Below are 15,267 nucleotides of genomic sequence, written 5' to 3'. Positions count from 1 at the left end.
GGCGTGACCGATGCCGACGACCTCCCGTTCCTCCGTAAGCAGGCCCGTACCCAGCGCTTCACCCTCGGCGCGCCGAAGGAGTTCCGGGTCGCCCCGGACGGCTCCCGCGTGCTGTTCCTGCGCGCGGAGTCGGGCACCGACCCCCGGCACAGCCTGTGGTCGGCCGACCTCGCGACCGGCGCCGAGACGAAGCTCGTCGACGCCGCCGAGCTGCTGCCCGGCGAGGAGGAACTGCCGCCCGAGGAGCGGGCGCGCCGCGAGCGGGCCCGCGAGACCGGCGGCGGCGTCGTCCACTACGGCGTCGACGCGGGCTTCACCGTCGCGGCGTTCTCGCTCTCGGGCAAGCTCTACACCCTCGACCTCGCGTCGGGCGAGGTGACGCTGCGCGTCGACGGCGCCGTGATCGACCCGCGCCCGAACCCGGCCGGCACCCACGTCGCCTACGTGCAGAACCGGCGGCTGCACGTGATGGAGCTGGCCACCGGCGACGACCGCGTGCTCGCCGAGGAGGACGGCGAGGACGTCGCCTGGGGCCTCGCCGAGTTCATCGCGGCCGAGGAGATGGACCGCACCCGCGGCTACTGGTGGGCCCCCGACGGCCGCAGCATCCTGGCCGAACGCTCCGACCGCGGCCCGGTCCCGCGCTGGACCATCGCCGACCCGGCCAACCCGCAGCACCCGGCCGACGTCGTCGGCTACCCGGCCGCGGGCACCACGAACGCGCTGGTTTCCTTGGCGATCCTCGGCCTGGACGGCTCGCGGGTCGACGTTTCGCGGGGCGAGTGGGAGTACCTGGCCTCGGTGCACTGGTCGGCCGGTGGCCCGCCGCTGCTGGCCGTGCAGCCGCGGGACCAGAAGCGGATGGACGTCCTCGCCGTGGACGTCGCCGACGGCTCGACCTCCGTCGTGCACACGGCGACCGACCGGCACTGGATCGACATCGTCGCCGGCGTCCCGGCGTGGACGCCCGACGGCCGCCTGGTGGTCGAGGGCATGGTCGACGGCGACCACCGGCTGTTCGTCGGCGGCGAGGCCGTCACCCCGCCGGGGCTGCAGCTGCGGGCCGTGCTCGACGTCGGTGACGAAATCCTCTTCAGCGCCTCCGAGGACGACCCGACGCAGATCCACGTCTTCCGGACCGAAGGGCCGTCCGTCCGTCGCCTGTCCACTGTGGACGGCGTGCACCACGGTGCCGGGACCGCCGCGGTCACCGTGCTTTCCTCGTGGAGCCTCGAGTACAGCGGCCCGCGCGTATCGGTGCTGCGCGACGGCACGCCGGCCGCGTCGATCACGGCGTCCACTGTGGACCCGGACATCGTGCCGAACCTGACGTGGCTGACGCTGGGGGAGCGTGGCCTGCGCGCGGCGCTGCTCCTGCCGCGTGGCTACGAGCCGAGCGAGGGCAAGCTGCCGGTGCTGCTCGACCCCTACGGCGGGCCGCACGCCCAGCGGGTCCTGCAGAGCCGCAACGCGTTCCTGACGTCGCAGTGGCTGGCCGACCAGGGCTTCGCGGTGCTCGTCGCGGACGGCCGCGGCACGCCAGGGCGCGGCGCGGTGTGGGAGCGCGAGATCGCCGGCCGCCTCGCCGACGTCACGCTGCAGGACCAGGTCGACGCGCTGCAGGCGGCGGCCGCGTCTCGTCCCGAGCTGGATCCGGAGCGCGTGGCGATCCGCGGCTGGTCCTACGGCGGGTACCTCTCGGCGCTGGCGGTGCTGCGGCGGCCGGACGTCTTCCACGCGGCGGTCGCGGGCGCGCCGGTCACCGACTGGTCGCTGTACGACACGCACTACACCGAGCGGTACCTGGGCAAGCCGCAGGACGATCCGGAGTGCTACGCGCACAACTCGCTGATCGAGAGCGCGGGCGAGCTGAGCCGGGCGCTGCTGATCGTGCACGGGCTGGCCGACGACAACGTGTTCGTCGCGCACTCGCTGCGGCTGTCGTCGGCGCTGCTGGCGAAGGGCCGTCCGCACGTCTTCCTGCCGCTGGCCGGCGCCACCCACATGACGCCGCAGGCCGAAGAGGTCGCGGAGAACCTGATGCGCACGCAGGTGGACTGGCTGCTGCGCGAGCTTTCCGCCGTCGAGAAGGAGAACGCATGACCCGCTGGGGCCTCACGATCCCGCTGACCGGGGTGCCGCTGACCGCGCACCGCGAGCTGGTCGAGCAGCTGCCCGACCTCGGCTACACCGACGCGTGGACGGCCGAGACCGCGGGCACGGACGCGTTCACGCCGCTGGTGCTCGCCTCGCAGTGGGCGCCGCAGCTGCGCCTGGGCACGGCGATCGTGCCGGTGTACACGCGCGGCCCGGGTCTGCTGGCGATGCAGGCGGCGACGGTGGCCGAGCTGGCGCCCGGCCGGTTCGTCCTCGGCATCGGCGCGTCGTCCCCGGTGATCGTGTCGCAGTGGAACGCGGCTTCCTTCGACGAACCGTTCGCCCGCTCCCGCGACACGCTGCGCTTCCTGCGGACGGCGCTGGCGGGGGAGAAGGTCAGCGAGCAGTACGAGACGTTCGCCGTGTCGAAGTTCCGGCTGGAGCGCCCGGCCGACCCGCCGCCGTCGATCATGCTGGCGGCGTTGCGGCCGGGCATGCTGCGCCTGGCGGCCCGGGAGGCCGACGGCGCGATCACCAACTGGCTGGCGGCTTCGGACGTGCCGAAGGTGCGTTCGGTGATCGGCCCGGACATCGAGCTGGCGGCCCGGATCTTCGTCTGCCCGACGGAGGACGCCGAGGCGGCGCGCGGCCTCGGGCGGATGCTGATCTCGAGCTACCTGACGGTCCCGGTGTACGCGGCGTTCCACGACTGGCTCGGCCGCGGCGAGGCGCTGGCCCCGATGCACGAGGCGTGGGCGGCCGGGGACCGGCAGAAGGCCAACCAGGTGATCCCGGACTCGGTGGTCGACGAGCTGGTGATCCACGGCAGCGTCGAGTCGTGCCGGGAGCAGGTGCAGTCCTATGTGGACAACGGACTGACGACGCCGGTCATCGCGCTGCTGCCGACGGGGACGGACCCCTTCGAGCAGGTGCGCGGCCTGGCGCCGCGCTGATATTCCGTGGCCAGCCTCCGGCACCCGGTGTTTCCCGGGTGCCGGAGGAGGACGGAGACGTCGGTTTCCGGTCTTCACACTAGGCGAAGACGCCGGTCGCCAGCAGGAGCCCGAGCGCGCCCGAAGCCAGCCCGGCCAGAACCGTCACCACCACGTTCAGCACTGCGTGCAGCCGCGTCTTCTCCAGGAACAGCCGGACGGTCTCGTAGCCGAACGTCGAGAACGTCGTCAGGCCACCGCAGAAGCCCACCGCCACCAGCGCGCGCACCGACGACGGTGCCGCGCCGTGCAGGAGCCAGCCGCTCACGAAGCCCAGGATGAACGAGCCCGCGATGTTCACCGTCAGCGTCCCGAACGGGAACGGCGAGCCGCGCCACGCCTGCACGCGCCGGTCGGTCAGGTAGCGCAGGATCGACCCCGCCGCTCCGCCGAGGGCCACCAGCAGCGGCGTCACTCCGTCCGTCCCACGTGGCGGACCACCTCGACCCGGTCGAGCGTCACCAGTCCCTCGCCGACCAGCTCGTCCAGCTGCGGCAGGAACGCCCGCAGCTTCTCCTCCGCGTCGATGATGACGATGACCACGGGCAGGTCCTCCGACAGCGAAAGGATCCGCGTGGTGTGGATCAGCGACGACGCGCCGTAGCCCTCGACGCCGCGAAGCACCGAAGCGCCGGCCAGCCCGGCGTCCCGTGCCCGGCGGACGATCTCGTGGTAGAGCGGCTTCTGGTGCCAGTGGTCGTCTTCGCCGAGGTAGATCGTCAGCCGCGTCGCAGGTCCTTCCATCAGCGTCCCTTCCGCACCGCGCGCGTCGCCGTCAGGCCGGCCGTGACCGCGGCCAGGCACAGCACCACCGACGCGAGCGCGTAGGCCAGCGAACCCAGTATCCGCCCGGTCACCGCCGCGTCCAGGGTGTCGGTCACGAACGTGGAGAACGTCGTGAAGCCACCGAGGATGCCGACGCCGAGGAACGGGCGGAGCAGGTGGTGCGGCCGCGCGGTCGTCGTCAGGAAGGCCATGAGGACGCCGATGAGCAGGCAGCCGAGGACGTTGGTGACCAGCGTCGCGACGGCGAACTCGCCGCGGGAGTGCGGGAGCGCCACCGACAGGCCGTAGCGGGCGAGGCTGCCCAGCGCGCCGCCCGCGCCGATCGCGAGCAGGACGTCCCAGCGGGGCACGTGATCACCTCCTCGCGGTGAACCTACTCCCGATGGCCGACGCGTCCCCGCCACCCGGTCGAGCATCCTGGGTGGGGCCGGATGACAGGCAGCCGTCGGTCGCCGTACTGTTGCGCAGCGTAGGCAAGGCAACCCTAAGGAAGGCGGGGAGATGCGGGAAGACGGGCTGGCCGGAGGCGCGGACGGCGCGGACCGGCTCGGCGAGCTGATCCCGGTGGCACTGCGCGGAATGGCGGCGGGCATCGCGGAACGCGGCGGCCCGATCCCGGCAGGCGGCCCGGCGGCGGTGGCGGCGGCACTGGTGGCGGAGGGTGGCGAGCTGGACGCGGGGGTGGCCGGCCACGCGGGTGGTGAGGGAGCTGCGGGTTCCGACCGCTCGGCGGCTCCGGCCGGCGCCGCGCGGGAGCCGGCGGCGGCGGGCGAGGCTGCCGCCGCCGCGGTGCTGAGCGCCGAGCCGGGTGTGGTTGAGTGCAGTGCCCGCCAACCCGCCTCCGCGGTGTTGAGCGCCGAGCCGGGTGCGACTGAACGTGGCGCCCGCCGACCCGCCGCTCGGCCGAGTGAACCCGAGCCGGTGAGCGGCACCGGCGCCACTACCGGTGCGCTGCCTCGCCGAGGCGTCGGGGCCGAAGCCGCGCTCGAAGAGCTGAGCCGGCTTCTCGCCGCCGGCTCCGCCGATCCCGCCGATCCCGGCTGTGCCGCCCACCTGCACTGCCCGCCGCTCGCCGTGGCCGTTGCCGCCGATGTCGTCGCCAGTGCCCTCAACCCCTCCATGGACTCCTGGGACCAGGCACCCGTCGCCAGCGAGCTCGAGCGGGAGTTCACCGCCGGAATCGCCCGATTGTGTTATCCCCACGCCGGGACCCCCGACGCCGTCGTCACCACCGGCGGCACCGAGTCCAACCTCCTCGGTCTGCTCCTCGCCCGCGAACACGGCATCCGCCAGGTTGTCTGCGGGGCCAACGCCCACCACAGCGTCGCCCGCGCCGCCTGGCTGCTCGGCCTTCCCGCGCCCGTCGTCGTCCCGTGCGAACGCGACCGGCTGCTTCCCGGTGCCCTCGCCGACGCCGCCGGGCCGCACACCGTCGTCGTCGCCACCGCCGGGACCACCAACACCGGCACCCTCGACCCGTTGCCCGAAATCGCCGGGATCTGCCGCCGCGCCGGGGCCCGCCTGCACGTCGACGCCGCGTACGGCGGCACCGCCCTCTGCAGCGACGCCCTGCGCCCGAAGCTCGCCGGGCTCGAGCTGGCCGACTCCGTCGCCCTCGACCTGCACAAGTTCGGCTGGCAGCCGGTCGCCGCCGGGCTCTTCGCCGCCCGGGAGGCCGCCGACCTCGCCGCGCTCACCGTCCGTGCCGAGTACCTCAACGCCGGCGACGACACCGAGGCCGGCCTGCCCGACCTGCTCGGCCGCTCGATCCGCACGTCCCGCCGCCCGGACGCCTTCCGGATGGCCGTCACCGTGCGCGCGCTCGGCACCGACGGCCTCGGCGCCCTCGTCGAACGCTGCTGCGCCACCGCGACCCAGGTCGCCGAGCTGGTCGACGCGCACCCCGGCCTCCGCCTCTGGGGCCCGCCCGAGCTGTCCACCGTGGTCCTGCGGCCGGTCGCCGCCGAGGAGACCGGTGGTGACGAGCTCGTCGCCCGCATCCGCCGCGCCCTCCTCGAAGCGGGTACCGCGGTCATCGGCCGCGCCGCGCTGCCGACCGGGCCCGGCGGCGCCACCCAGCTGTGGCTCAAGCTGACGCTGCTGCACCCGCACACCACCGCCGCCGATTACCGCACGCTGCTCGACCGGATCGTCGCGACCGCCGGCGCCGAGCTCGTGGCCGTCCGGGAAAACCCGGTCGCTTCGTGAGGCGCCACCACCTGGCGGGCATCGGGATCGGGCCGTTCAACCTCTCGCTCGCGGCGCTGGCCGCCGGGATCGACAGCCTCGACGCGGTGTTCTTCGACGCGCGCCCGGAGTTCCGCTGGCACCCCGGCCTGCTGGTCGACGGCGCGACGCTGCAGGTGCCGTTCCTCGCCGACCTGGTCACGCTCGTCGACCCGACCAGCCCGTTGTCCTTCCTCAACTACCTGCGCGACCGCGGGCGGCTGCTGCCGTTCTACTTCGCCGAGCGGTTCCACATCCCGCGCGCCGAATACGACGACTACGGCCGGTGGGCCGCGGCCCGGCTGCCGTCGTGCCGGTTCGGTCACGAGGTCACCGCCGTCCGCTGGGTGGACGACGCCTTCGAGCTGACGGTCGCGGGAGCCGAGCCGGTCCTCGCCGACGCCGTCGTGCTCGGCGTCGGCTCGGTGCCTTCGGTGCCGGGACCGCTGCGGGACCTCGTCGCGGACCCCGGCGCCCTGGCCCTGCACTCGGCCGACTACCTGGCCCACCGCGAAAAGCTCCTGGCCGCCGAGCGCGTCACGGTGGTCGGGTCCGGGCAGTCCGGGGCGGAGGTCGTGCTCGACCTGCTGCGCTCACGATCCACTGTGGACGGACTGCGGTGGCTCGCCCGGACGCCCGCGTTCGCGCCGATGGAGTACTCGAAGCTCGGGCTGGAGCAGTTCACCCCGGACTACACGGCGTACTTCCACGGCCTGCCCGAAGCCGTCCGCGACCGGCTGCTGCCCGCGCAATGGCAGCTGTACAAGGGCATCGACACCGAGACCATCGGTGCGATCCACGACGAGCTGTACCGACGCAGCATCAGCGGGCCGCCGGGCGCGGTGCTCACCCCCGGCGTCGAGGTGGTGACGGCGTCCCTGGTGGACGGCGAGATCGAACTCGGGGTCCGGCACGTCCAGCAGGGCCGGAGTGCCACCCTGCGCACCGGCGCCGTCGTCGCGGCCACCGGTTACGCGGAAACCCCGACCGGGAAGCTGCTGGCCGGGCTCGGCGACGCCGTCCACCGCGACCGGAAGGGCCGGCTGGAAGTCGGCGCCGACTACCGCGTCGCGCTCGACGTGCCGGGCCCGCTGTTCGTGCAGAACGCGGAACGGCACACCCACGGGCCCGGCGCGCCCGACCTCGGCCTCGGGGCCTGGCGCGCGGCCGTGATCCTCAACGCCGTCTGCGGCAAGACCGTCTACGACCTGCCCGCCCGCACCGCCTTCACCACGTTCGGCCTGGAGGACCAGTGACCCTCGACGACGCCGCCGCCTGGCGCGCGGCCGGAGCCCTCATCGTGCACAAGATGCTCGGGGAGCTGTCCTACGAGCACATGCTGGAACCGGTCGCCGACGGCGACGGCTACCGGCTGGACCTGCCGCGCGGCGTGGTCTACACCTTCCGGGCCCGGCGCGGCGCCTTCGAAGCGTGGACGGTCGAGCCCGGCAGCGCGTACCGGTCCGGCGAGCCCGCCACCGATCCGCGCACCCTCGTCGTGGACGCGCGGGAACCGCTGGGGCTCGGCGGGTTGCGGCTGGCGGACGTCCTCGCCGAGCTGACCGCGACGGTGGCGAACGAGGCGGCCCGCCTGCGTCGCGCGCCGACCGCCGCCGAGGTGTCCGCAATGGACTACAACCTCGCCGACGGGCACCTCACCGGCCACCCGCGGCTCGTGCTCAACAAGGGCCGCGTCGGGTTCTCCGCGCGTGACCGCGCCCGCTACGCGCCCGAGGCCGGCGCCGACGTCCGGCTGCGCTGGTTCGCCGTGCACCCGGACCACGCCGAGTTCCGCTGCGTCGGCGAGCTGAGCCGGGACGCCCTGCTGGACGCCGAACTCGGTCCTCGGCGGGCGGAGTTCGCGGCCCGCGCGCCCGCGGACTACGTCTGGGTGCCGGTGCACCCGTGGCAGGCCGACGAAATCCTGGGCACGCTCTACGCCGCCGAACTCGCCACCGGCGCCGTGATCGAACTCGGGGAGAGCGCCGACGCCTACCGTCCGCACCAGACGGTCCGGACCCTGGCGAACGTGACGACACCGGGCCGCCACGACGTCAAGACCGCGGTGTCGGTGCGCAACACGCTCGTCTACCGCGGCCTGAACTCGGCGGCCACGCTCGCCGGGCCGTCGGTCACCTCGTGGCTGCGGCGGATCAGCGCCGGCGACCCGCTGCTGAGCGAAAAGTACCGGTTCGGGTTGCTGGGCGAGGTCGCGAGCGTGTCGGTGAAGCACCCGCTGTTCGGGCACCTCGAACAGCTGCCGTACCGGTTCCACGAGACCTTGGGCGCGCTCTGGCGGGAGCCCCTGGCCGCGCAGCTGGGCGAGGGGGAGCGCGCGCTTTCGTTCGCCGCCCTGCCCTACCGCGGGCCGGACGGGGTTTCCGTGCTGGCGCACCTCATCGGCGGCGGCGACGCGCAGGCGTGGCTGACGCGGCTGTTCGACCTGCTGCTGACGCCGTTGCTGCAGTGGCTGCTGCGGCACGGCGTGGGGTTCTGCCCGCACGGCCAGAACCTCGTCCTCGTCGTGGACGCCGCCGGGTTGCCGCAACGGGTGCTGATCAAGGACTTCGCCCAGGGCGTCGACCTGCTCGACGAACCGCTGGAGAGCTACGCGTCGCTGCCGCCGGAGGCCGCGGCGGACATGCTGCGCTGGCCCGCGCACCTGCTCGCCCAGTCGCTGTTCAGCTCGGTGTTCGCCGGTCAGTTCCGGTTCTGGGCCGAGGTCCTGCTCGATGAGCTGGGCCTGCCGCGGGCGCGGTTCTGGGCGCCGGTGCGGGAGATCGCCGGCCGCTACCGCGACGAGAACCCGGACGTGGCCGCGCGCTTCGACGCCTGCCGCCTGTTCGCCCCGGACGTCGAGCGCGTGACGCTGAACCGGGAGCACTTCGCCGGCCAGGGCTTCGACAAGGTGGAGCGCGACGACGAGTTCGACGTCCGCTGGGGCCGCGTCCCGAACCCGCTGCACGCGCCGGATCCGGGCGGCGCGTGGTGACGCCGTTCGCGCGGCCCGGCGGCCCGCGGTCACTGGCCGCCCGCCGCGCCGCGGCGTCGGCGGGCGCGTCCGTGCTGCGCGGGGTGCTGGCCGAGGACGGCGCGCGGCTGCTCCTGCTGGTGCCCGACCCGCACGCGCGGTTCGCGGCGGTCGAGCTGGCCGGGCCGTTCGCCGCTTCGGCGCTCGACGACGGTTACGGCGTCTGCAGTTACGTGTTCGCGTGGACGCCGTCACGCGACCCGCTGCCGGCATCCGGAGCGCTGGGCGGGTACGTCGAAGGCTTCGGTGACCTGCGGATGCGCCCGGACGCGGCGACCGCGGTCCCGCTGGGCGACCGGACGTGGGCGGTGGTGTGCGACGCGGAGTGGCCGACCGGCGAGGCGGCGGAGCTGGCGCCGCGCGAGGTGCTGCGCGGCCAGCTGGCGGCGCTGGAAGGCCTGGGGCTGGTGCCGTCGGTGGGCATCGAGCACGAAGTGGTGTTTTCCGGCGCGTCCGGCGCGCCGCTGACGGCCCACGGCGTGGACTACGCGGTGGGTGGAACCGAGAGCCTGGCGCCGCTGCTGGCCGACGTGCGGCTGGCGCTCGACGAGGCCGGGCTGGGTGTCGAGTCGGCGCGCGCGGAGTGCCATCCGGGACAGTACGAGATAGTGCTGCGCCACCGCGACGCCCTGGCCGCGTGCGACGACGTGCTGCTGCAGCAGCTGATCGTGCGCCGGGTCGCGGCCCGCCATTCCGTCACCGCGTCGTATCTGGCGGCTCCCGCTGCGGGGCAAGGGAATTCGGGGCACGTGCACCTGTCGCTGTCCGCCATGGACGGTTCGGCGCCGGACTTGCTGGGCGGCTTCCTGGCGGGCGTGCTGCGCGAGGCGCGGGCGTTGACGGCGGTGTGGGCCCCGACGTGGAACAGCTACGTGCGCCTGCGGACAGCGCCGTTTTCGCCGCGCGAGGTGCGGTGGGGCCACGACGACCGGACGGCCGCGGTGCGGGTGGCGGGTTTCGGCGGCAACCGCCGCCTGGAGTTCCGCTTCCCGGGCGCGGACGCGCAGCCGCACCTGGTGGTGGCGGCCCTGCTGGCGGCGGGCCAGTCCGGGCTGGAGGAGGGGCTGGCGCCGCCGGAGCCCGGGGTGCCGGTGGGGACGTTGGCGGGATCGCCGTGGGAGGCGCTGTCGCTGGTGGACCGCGTGGCGGAGCTGCTGGGCACGGACGTCGCGGCCCAGCTGGCGGCGTCGTTGACGGAGGAGATCGAGTCGGGGCTGGAGACGGTCACGGACTGGCAGCGGCGGCGGGGCGCCCTGCGGTCGTGACCGGGCTGACGGCCCCTCCGGCTGTCAGGTCGCGGCGACCTCGTCAGCACGGCGCCGGTCGCGTCGTCGGCCAGCCCCGGAGCGGGGAAGCGGGCGGATCTTCACCGGCCGGGGGTTGCGCCGGGACGCCCGGATGCGCAGGCTCGACGTCGTGAGCGAGCACGAGTACGACCTCATCGTCATCGGTTCGGGCCCCGGCGGCCAGAAGGCCGCGATCGCCGCGGCGAAGCTCGGCAAGCGGGTCGCGGTCGTGGACCGGCACGACATGGTCGGCGGCGTCTGCGTCAACACCGGCACGATCCCGTCCAAGACGCTGCGGGAGGCCGTGCTCTACCTGACCGGCATGAACCAGCGCGAGCTGTACGGCGCCAGCTACCGCGTGAAGCAGGACATCACGATCGCCGACCTGCTGGCGCGCACCCAGCACGTCGTCGGGCGCGAGGTCCAGGTCGTGCGCGCGCAGCTGATGCGCAACCACGTCGACCTGATCGCCGGCACCGGCTCCTTCGCCGACCCGCACACCGTGGTCGTCGAAGGCCGCCACCGCGGCGACCGGCGGACGCTGAGCGCGGACTACGTCGTGATCGCCACCGGCACCCGGCCCGCGCGGCCCGGGCACGTCGACTTCGACGCCGCGCGCGTGCTCGACTCCGACGAGATCCTGCGCCTCGAGCAGATCCCGTCGTCGCTGGTCGTGGTGGGCGCGGGGGTGATCGGGATCGAGTACGCGTCGATGTTCGCCGCGCTCGGCTCGCGGGTGACCGTGGTCGAGCAGCGCGACCACATGCTCGACTTCTGCGACCCGGAGATCGTCGAGTCGCTCAAGTTCCAGCTGCGCGACCTCGGCGTCACGTTCCGCTTCGGCGAGAAGGTCGCGGACGTCGCCGTGTCCGACCAGGCCACGATCACCACGCTGGTCAGCGGCAAGCGCATCCCGGCCGACGGCGTCATGTACTCGGCGGGACGGCAGGGCATGACCGGCGAGCTGAACCTCGAGGCGGCGGGCCTGACCGCGGACGAGCGCGGCCGCCTGGTCGTCGACGCGAACTACCGCACCGAGGTGCCGCACATCTACGCGGTCGGCGACGTGATCGGCTTCCCGGCGCTGGCGGCGACGTCGATGGACCAGGGCAGGCTCGCCGCGTACCACGCGTTCGGCGAACCGGCGAACGGCCTGGGTGCGCTGCAGCCGATCGGCATCTACACGATCCCCGAAATTTCCTACGTGGGCGCGACGGAGGCGCAGCTGACGTCGTCGTCGGTGCCGTACGAGGTGGGCATCGCGCGCTACCGGGAGCTGGCGCGCGGCCAGATCACCGGCGACAGTTACGGCATGCTCAAGCTGCTGGTGTCCACGGCGGACCGGAAGCTGCTGGGCGTCCACGTGTTCGGCACGGGCGCCACCGACCTCGTCCACATCGGACAGGCGGTGATGGGCTGCGGCGGCACCGTCGACTACCTGGTCGACGCGGTGTTCAACTACCCGACGCTGTCGGAGGCGTACAAGGTGGCGGCGCTCGACGCGACCAACAAGATCAGGGCGCTGGACCGCTTCTCCTCCTGAGCGGGTCCAGCTTCGCCCCGCCGGACCCCGGGCCGGCCGGCGCGGCACGGCCGACGGCGTCCACCCGGCAGCCGTCCGCGTCGCGGCGAGCATGATCTTCGCGGTCCGGGAGTTCACCGATCCTGCTTTCCGGCGTCGTGACGGGCGCAGAGCGCCCACGCCGGCCGCGAGTGGCCGGCGGAACGCCACCCGGTTGGCTCAGCGCCGTCCCGCCAGTCACACCAGCACCATCCGCCCCGGCCTGGGTTCTGCGGCGGCGAACCGGTTTGACACCTGACTAGAACATATGTTCGACTGACGTCGTGCGATGGGATCGGCAGCGAGCAGGGCAGGGTGAGCCGGCACTGCCCGGGCTGGAGGGCCTGGTGCGATCGGTGCGGTCACCGGATTTCGACGGCGTCACCTTCCACGAGGTGCACGCCCGCTCGGTGCTGAACAAGGTGCCGTCCGGGTCCGGGGTGCCGTTCGGCTGGACCGTCAACCCGTACCGCGGGTGCTCCCACGCCTGCACGTACTGCCTCGAGGGCGGCACCCGGATCCTGATGGCCGACGGCCGCACGAAGGCGCTGTCGGAGCTGAAGGTCGGCGACACCATCTACGGCACCCGCGGCCACGGCGCGTCCCGGCGGCTCGTGCCGACCCGCGTCGAAGCGCACTGGACGACCCTGCGCGCCGCGTACCGGGTGACGCTCGAAGACGGCACCCGGCTCGTCGCCGGCGGCGACCACCGGTTCCTCACCAGCAAGGGCTGGAAGCACGTCACCGGCAGCAAGTTCGGCGCGGCCCAGCGGCCGCACCTGGAGCCGGGCACCGAGCTGATCGGCGTCGGCCGGTTCGAGCCGACGCCGGACGAGACGCTCGGCTACCGGGCCGGCTACCTGTGCGGGATGCTGCGCTCGGGCGGGTTCGCCGCGGAGGCGGACGCCGCCGCGCGGGCGCTGGAGTACCTGCCGGACTTCGGTGCGTCCGTCGGGTTCCTCCAGGTGCCGCCGGAGCCGGATGCGCACTGGCAGCGCGGGTTCCTCGCCGGCGTCTTCGACCTCGCGGGCGACTTCGGGCGCGGCGTGCTCGCCGTGGCCCACGACGAGCCCGAGATCGTCGAGGCCTTCGCGGCGGCGCTCACCCGCTTCGGCTTCGCCCACCAGATCGACGAGGTGCCGAAGTTCCCCGCCCGCCAGGAGGTCCGGCTGCTCGGCGGGACCGCGGAAGTGCTGCGGTTCCTGCACGTGAGCAACCCGGCGGTGGGGTGGAAGCGCTCGCTGGACGGCGCGGTGATCGGCGCGAGCCGCCGCCGCGTCGAGGCGATCGAGCCGCTGGGATTGCAGCTGCCGCTGTTCGACATCACCACGGGCACCGGCGACTTCATCGCCGACGGCATGGTGTCGCACAACTGCTTCGCCCGGAACACGCACACGTACCTGGACTTCGACGCGGGCCGCGACTTCGACACGCAGGTCGTCGTGAAGATCAACGCGCCGCAGGTGCTGGCGGCCCAGCTGAAGAAGCCGTCGTGGCGGCGCGAGCACGTGGCGATGGGCACGAACACCGACCCGTACCAGCGCGCGGAGGGCCGCTACCGGCTGATGCCGGGAATCATCACGGCGCTGGCGCGGTCCGGGACGCCGTTGTCGGTGCTGACGAAGGGCACGGTGCTGACGCGCGACCTGCCGCTGCTGCGCGACGTCTCGGCGGACGTGCCGGTGTCGCTGGCGGTGTCGCTGGCCCTGCTCGACGGCGAGCTGCAGCACCGCCTCGAGCCGGGCACGCCGAGCCCGCGGGCCAGGCTGGAGCTGATCCGCAAGGCCCGCGACGCCGGCCTGCCGTGCTCGGTGCTGGTGGCGCCGGTGCTGCCGTGGCTGACGGACTCGCCGGAGGCGCTGGACACGCTGTTCGCCCGGCTGGCGGAGGCGGGGGCGTCGAGCGTGACGGTGATCCCGCTGCACCTGCGCCCGGGCGCCCGCGAGTGGTTCGGCCGGTGGCTGGCGGCCACGTACCCGGCGCTGGTGCCGCGGTACCGGGAGCTGTACGCCCGGGGGAGTTACGTGCAGAAGGCGTATCGCGAGCGGTTGGGGGAGCGGGTGGCGCCGCTGCTGCGACGGCACGGGTTGGCGCCGAAGACGGGGTTCGACGCCCGCGCGGCTTCGGTGCCGGAGCAGCGGGAGGAGGTGCCGGAGGCGGAACAGCTGCGGTTGCTGTGAAGGCCGCCCGTGACGGCACCACCGGCGACTTTGCCGCGGGTGGGCGGTCCGGTTGTGCGGTGGGGGCGGTCGCGGTGCGGCTTGGTTTCCGGTGGCTGGTCCGGTTGTGCGGCGGGGCCGTCTCGGTCGGCTCCCGTGGCCCGCTCGGCTTCCGGCGGCCGGCCGTGCGGTGTGCCTTCACCGGTCCGGCTCGCGTCCGGCTTGCGTCCGGCCCGCTTCCGGTCCTTTGTGGACAAGCACCCCGGTCGGTGCGTCATGCTCCGCCCGGCCGCCGTCCGGGTGAAGCCGTCACCCCCGCCGCCGTCCGGGTGAAGCCGTCACCCCCGCCGCCGGTCGCGGGGCTGCCGCTGCGCCGATCGCCGTAATCCCGGCCGTCTTGCGCCGGTCTGTCGGGGGCTTGCGGGAAAATGTCCGGTCGTGTCGTTGTCGTCCCACCTCACCGGCGCCTAACGTCGAAGCGATCGATGCGGAAGGGAGCGCGGCGATGACGACCTCGCGGACCGACCGGGTCGCGGCCGCCCGGCTCGCGTGGGCCGCCCTCAAGCTGACCCGCGCCGGACGGCACCCCGTGAGCGTCGAACGGCTCGCCGCGACCGTCGGCGTCACGCCGGCCGAAGCGCGCCGGCTCGTCGAACTCATCGGCTTCACGCTGCACCGCGACCTCGTGAGCACCGGACCCGCGCCGCGCGGGGCGCACCACCGGCTCGAACCCGCCGAGGGCACCCTCGGCGCCGGCCCGGACGGCACCGTCGACATGTTCCTGCTCGCCGTCGCCACCGGCGAGCGCGTCCACGCGGCCGCGACCTGCCCGGTCACCGGGACGCGCATCCGCATCGACCTCACCGCGCACGCGATCGTCCAGGCCGACCCGCCGTCGGCCGTCGTCGCGGCGGTCGACCTCGGCTTCGGGCTCGAGCACGCCGACGCGGTCGCCTGCGCGGGCCAGCCGTTCTTCGCCTCCGCCCCGGCCGCCGCCGGCTGGCTCGCCACTCACCCGGGCGGGCGGATCTACCAGGTCGCCGCCTACCTGGCCCAGGCGCACCGCCTGGTGGCCGCGCTCGAGGCCCGGCCGCGTTTCGTGCTCTGAACACTCGCCCGGAACTGCCGC

General features: G+C 74.0%; 12 protein-coding genes. 9 read left to right on the top strand and 3 right to left on the bottom strand.

Going from position 1 to position 15,267, the window contains the following annotated elements; translation table 11 throughout:
- Window positions 1-3: 3 nt before the first annotated feature.
- Together BT341_RS35335 and BT341_RS35330 are read left to right on the top strand one after the other, a co-directional pair.
- Window positions 4-2,103, top strand: a complete 2,100-nt coding sequence (locus tag BT341_RS35335; RefSeq protein ID WP_072480345.1) for a S9 family peptidase — start codon at window positions 4-6, stop codon at window positions 2,101-2,103.
- A complete protein-coding gene (locus tag BT341_RS35330; protein WP_072480344.1) occupies window positions 2,100-3,050 on the top strand; it encodes an LLM class F420-dependent oxidoreductase in 951 nt (316 codons plus the stop codon). The genes BT341_RS35335 and BT341_RS35330 overlap by 4 nt, the downstream gene beginning before the upstream one ends.
- A 79-nt stretch (window positions 3,051-3,129) precedes the next feature.
- On the opposite strand, the gene crcB is transcribed toward BT341_RS35330, so the two are convergent.
- The 3 genes from crcB to BT341_RS35315 are packed head-to-tail and all read right to left on the bottom strand — an operon-like array spanning window position 3,130 to window position 4,225.
- Entirely contained in the window at window positions 3,130-3,504 is a 375-nt protein-coding gene (gene crcB / locus BT341_RS35325) for a fluoride efflux transporter CrcB (protein WP_072480343.1), read from the bottom strand.
- Window positions 3,501-3,833, bottom strand: a complete 333-nt coding sequence (locus tag BT341_RS35320) for a DUF190 domain-containing protein (protein ID WP_072480342.1) — start codon at window positions 3,831-3,833, stop codon at window positions 3,501-3,503. Before BT341_RS35320 ends, crcB begins: the two co-directional genes overlap by 4 nt.
- Window positions 3,833-4,225, bottom strand: a complete 393-nt coding sequence (locus BT341_RS35315) for a fluoride efflux transporter FluC (protein ID WP_072480341.1) — start codon at window positions 4,223-4,225, stop codon at window positions 3,833-3,835. The genes BT341_RS35320 and BT341_RS35315 overlap by 1 nt, the downstream gene beginning before the upstream one ends.
- A gap of 151 nt (window positions 4,226-4,376) precedes the next feature.
- Between BT341_RS35315 and BT341_RS35310 the strand changes: the two genes are divergently transcribed.
- The 7 genes from BT341_RS35310 to merB all read left to right on the top strand — a co-directional run bounded on the left by BT341_RS35310 (window position 4,377) and on the right by merB (window position 15,246).
- Window positions 4,377-6,083, top strand: a complete 1,707-nt coding sequence (locus BT341_RS35310) for a pyridoxal phosphate-dependent decarboxylase family protein (RefSeq protein WP_072480340.1) — start codon at window positions 4,377-4,379, stop codon at window positions 6,081-6,083.
- The gene (locus tag BT341_RS35305; protein WP_072480339.1) at window positions 6,080-7,357 is read left to right on the top strand and encodes a lysine N(6)-hydroxylase/L-ornithine N(5)-oxygenase family protein; all 1,278 of its coding nucleotides are present in this window, start codon (window positions 6,080-6,082) and stop codon (window positions 7,355-7,357) included. Before BT341_RS35310 ends, BT341_RS35305 begins: the two co-directional genes overlap by 4 nt.
- A complete protein-coding gene (locus tag BT341_RS35300; protein ID WP_072480338.1) occupies window positions 7,354-9,093 on the top strand; it encodes an IucA/IucC family protein in 1,740 nt (579 codons plus the stop codon). Before BT341_RS35305 ends, BT341_RS35300 begins: the two co-directional genes overlap by 4 nt.
- On the top strand, window positions 9,090-10,397 hold the full coding sequence (locus tag BT341_RS35295) for a type I glutamate--ammonia ligase (protein WP_072482360.1): 1,308 nt from the start codon (window positions 9,090-9,092) through the stop codon (window positions 10,395-10,397). Before BT341_RS35300 ends, BT341_RS35295 begins: the two co-directional genes overlap by 4 nt.
- A gap of 133 nt (window positions 10,398-10,530) precedes the next feature.
- Window positions 10,531-11,961 (top strand): Si-specific NAD(P)(+) transhydrogenase, encoded by a 1,431-nt coding sequence (gene sthA, locus BT341_RS35290; RefSeq protein WP_072480337.1) that lies wholly within the window; start codon window positions 10,531-10,533, stop codon window positions 11,959-11,961.
- Window positions 11,962-12,263: 302 nt separating this feature from the next.
- The gene (locus BT341_RS35285) at window positions 12,264-14,159 is read left to right on the top strand and encodes an intein-containing Rv2578c family radical SAM protein (RefSeq protein WP_177328973.1); all 1,896 of its coding nucleotides are present in this window, start codon (window positions 12,264-12,266) and stop codon (window positions 14,157-14,159) included.
- Window positions 14,160-14,643: 484 nt separating this feature from the next.
- Entirely contained in the window at window positions 14,644-15,246 is a 603-nt protein-coding gene (gene merB / locus BT341_RS35280; RefSeq protein WP_072480335.1) for an organomercurial lyase, read from the top strand.
- Window positions 15,247-15,267: the final 21 nt, after the last annotated feature.

This window comes from Amycolatopsis australiensis (assembly GCF_900119165.1).
Taxonomy (GTDB): domain Bacteria; phylum Actinomycetota; class Actinomycetes; order Mycobacteriales; family Pseudonocardiaceae; genus Amycolatopsis; species Amycolatopsis australiensis.
The sequence above is the reverse complement of the archived record's forward strand: the minus strand, read 5'-3'. Positions and strand labels throughout refer to the sequence as shown.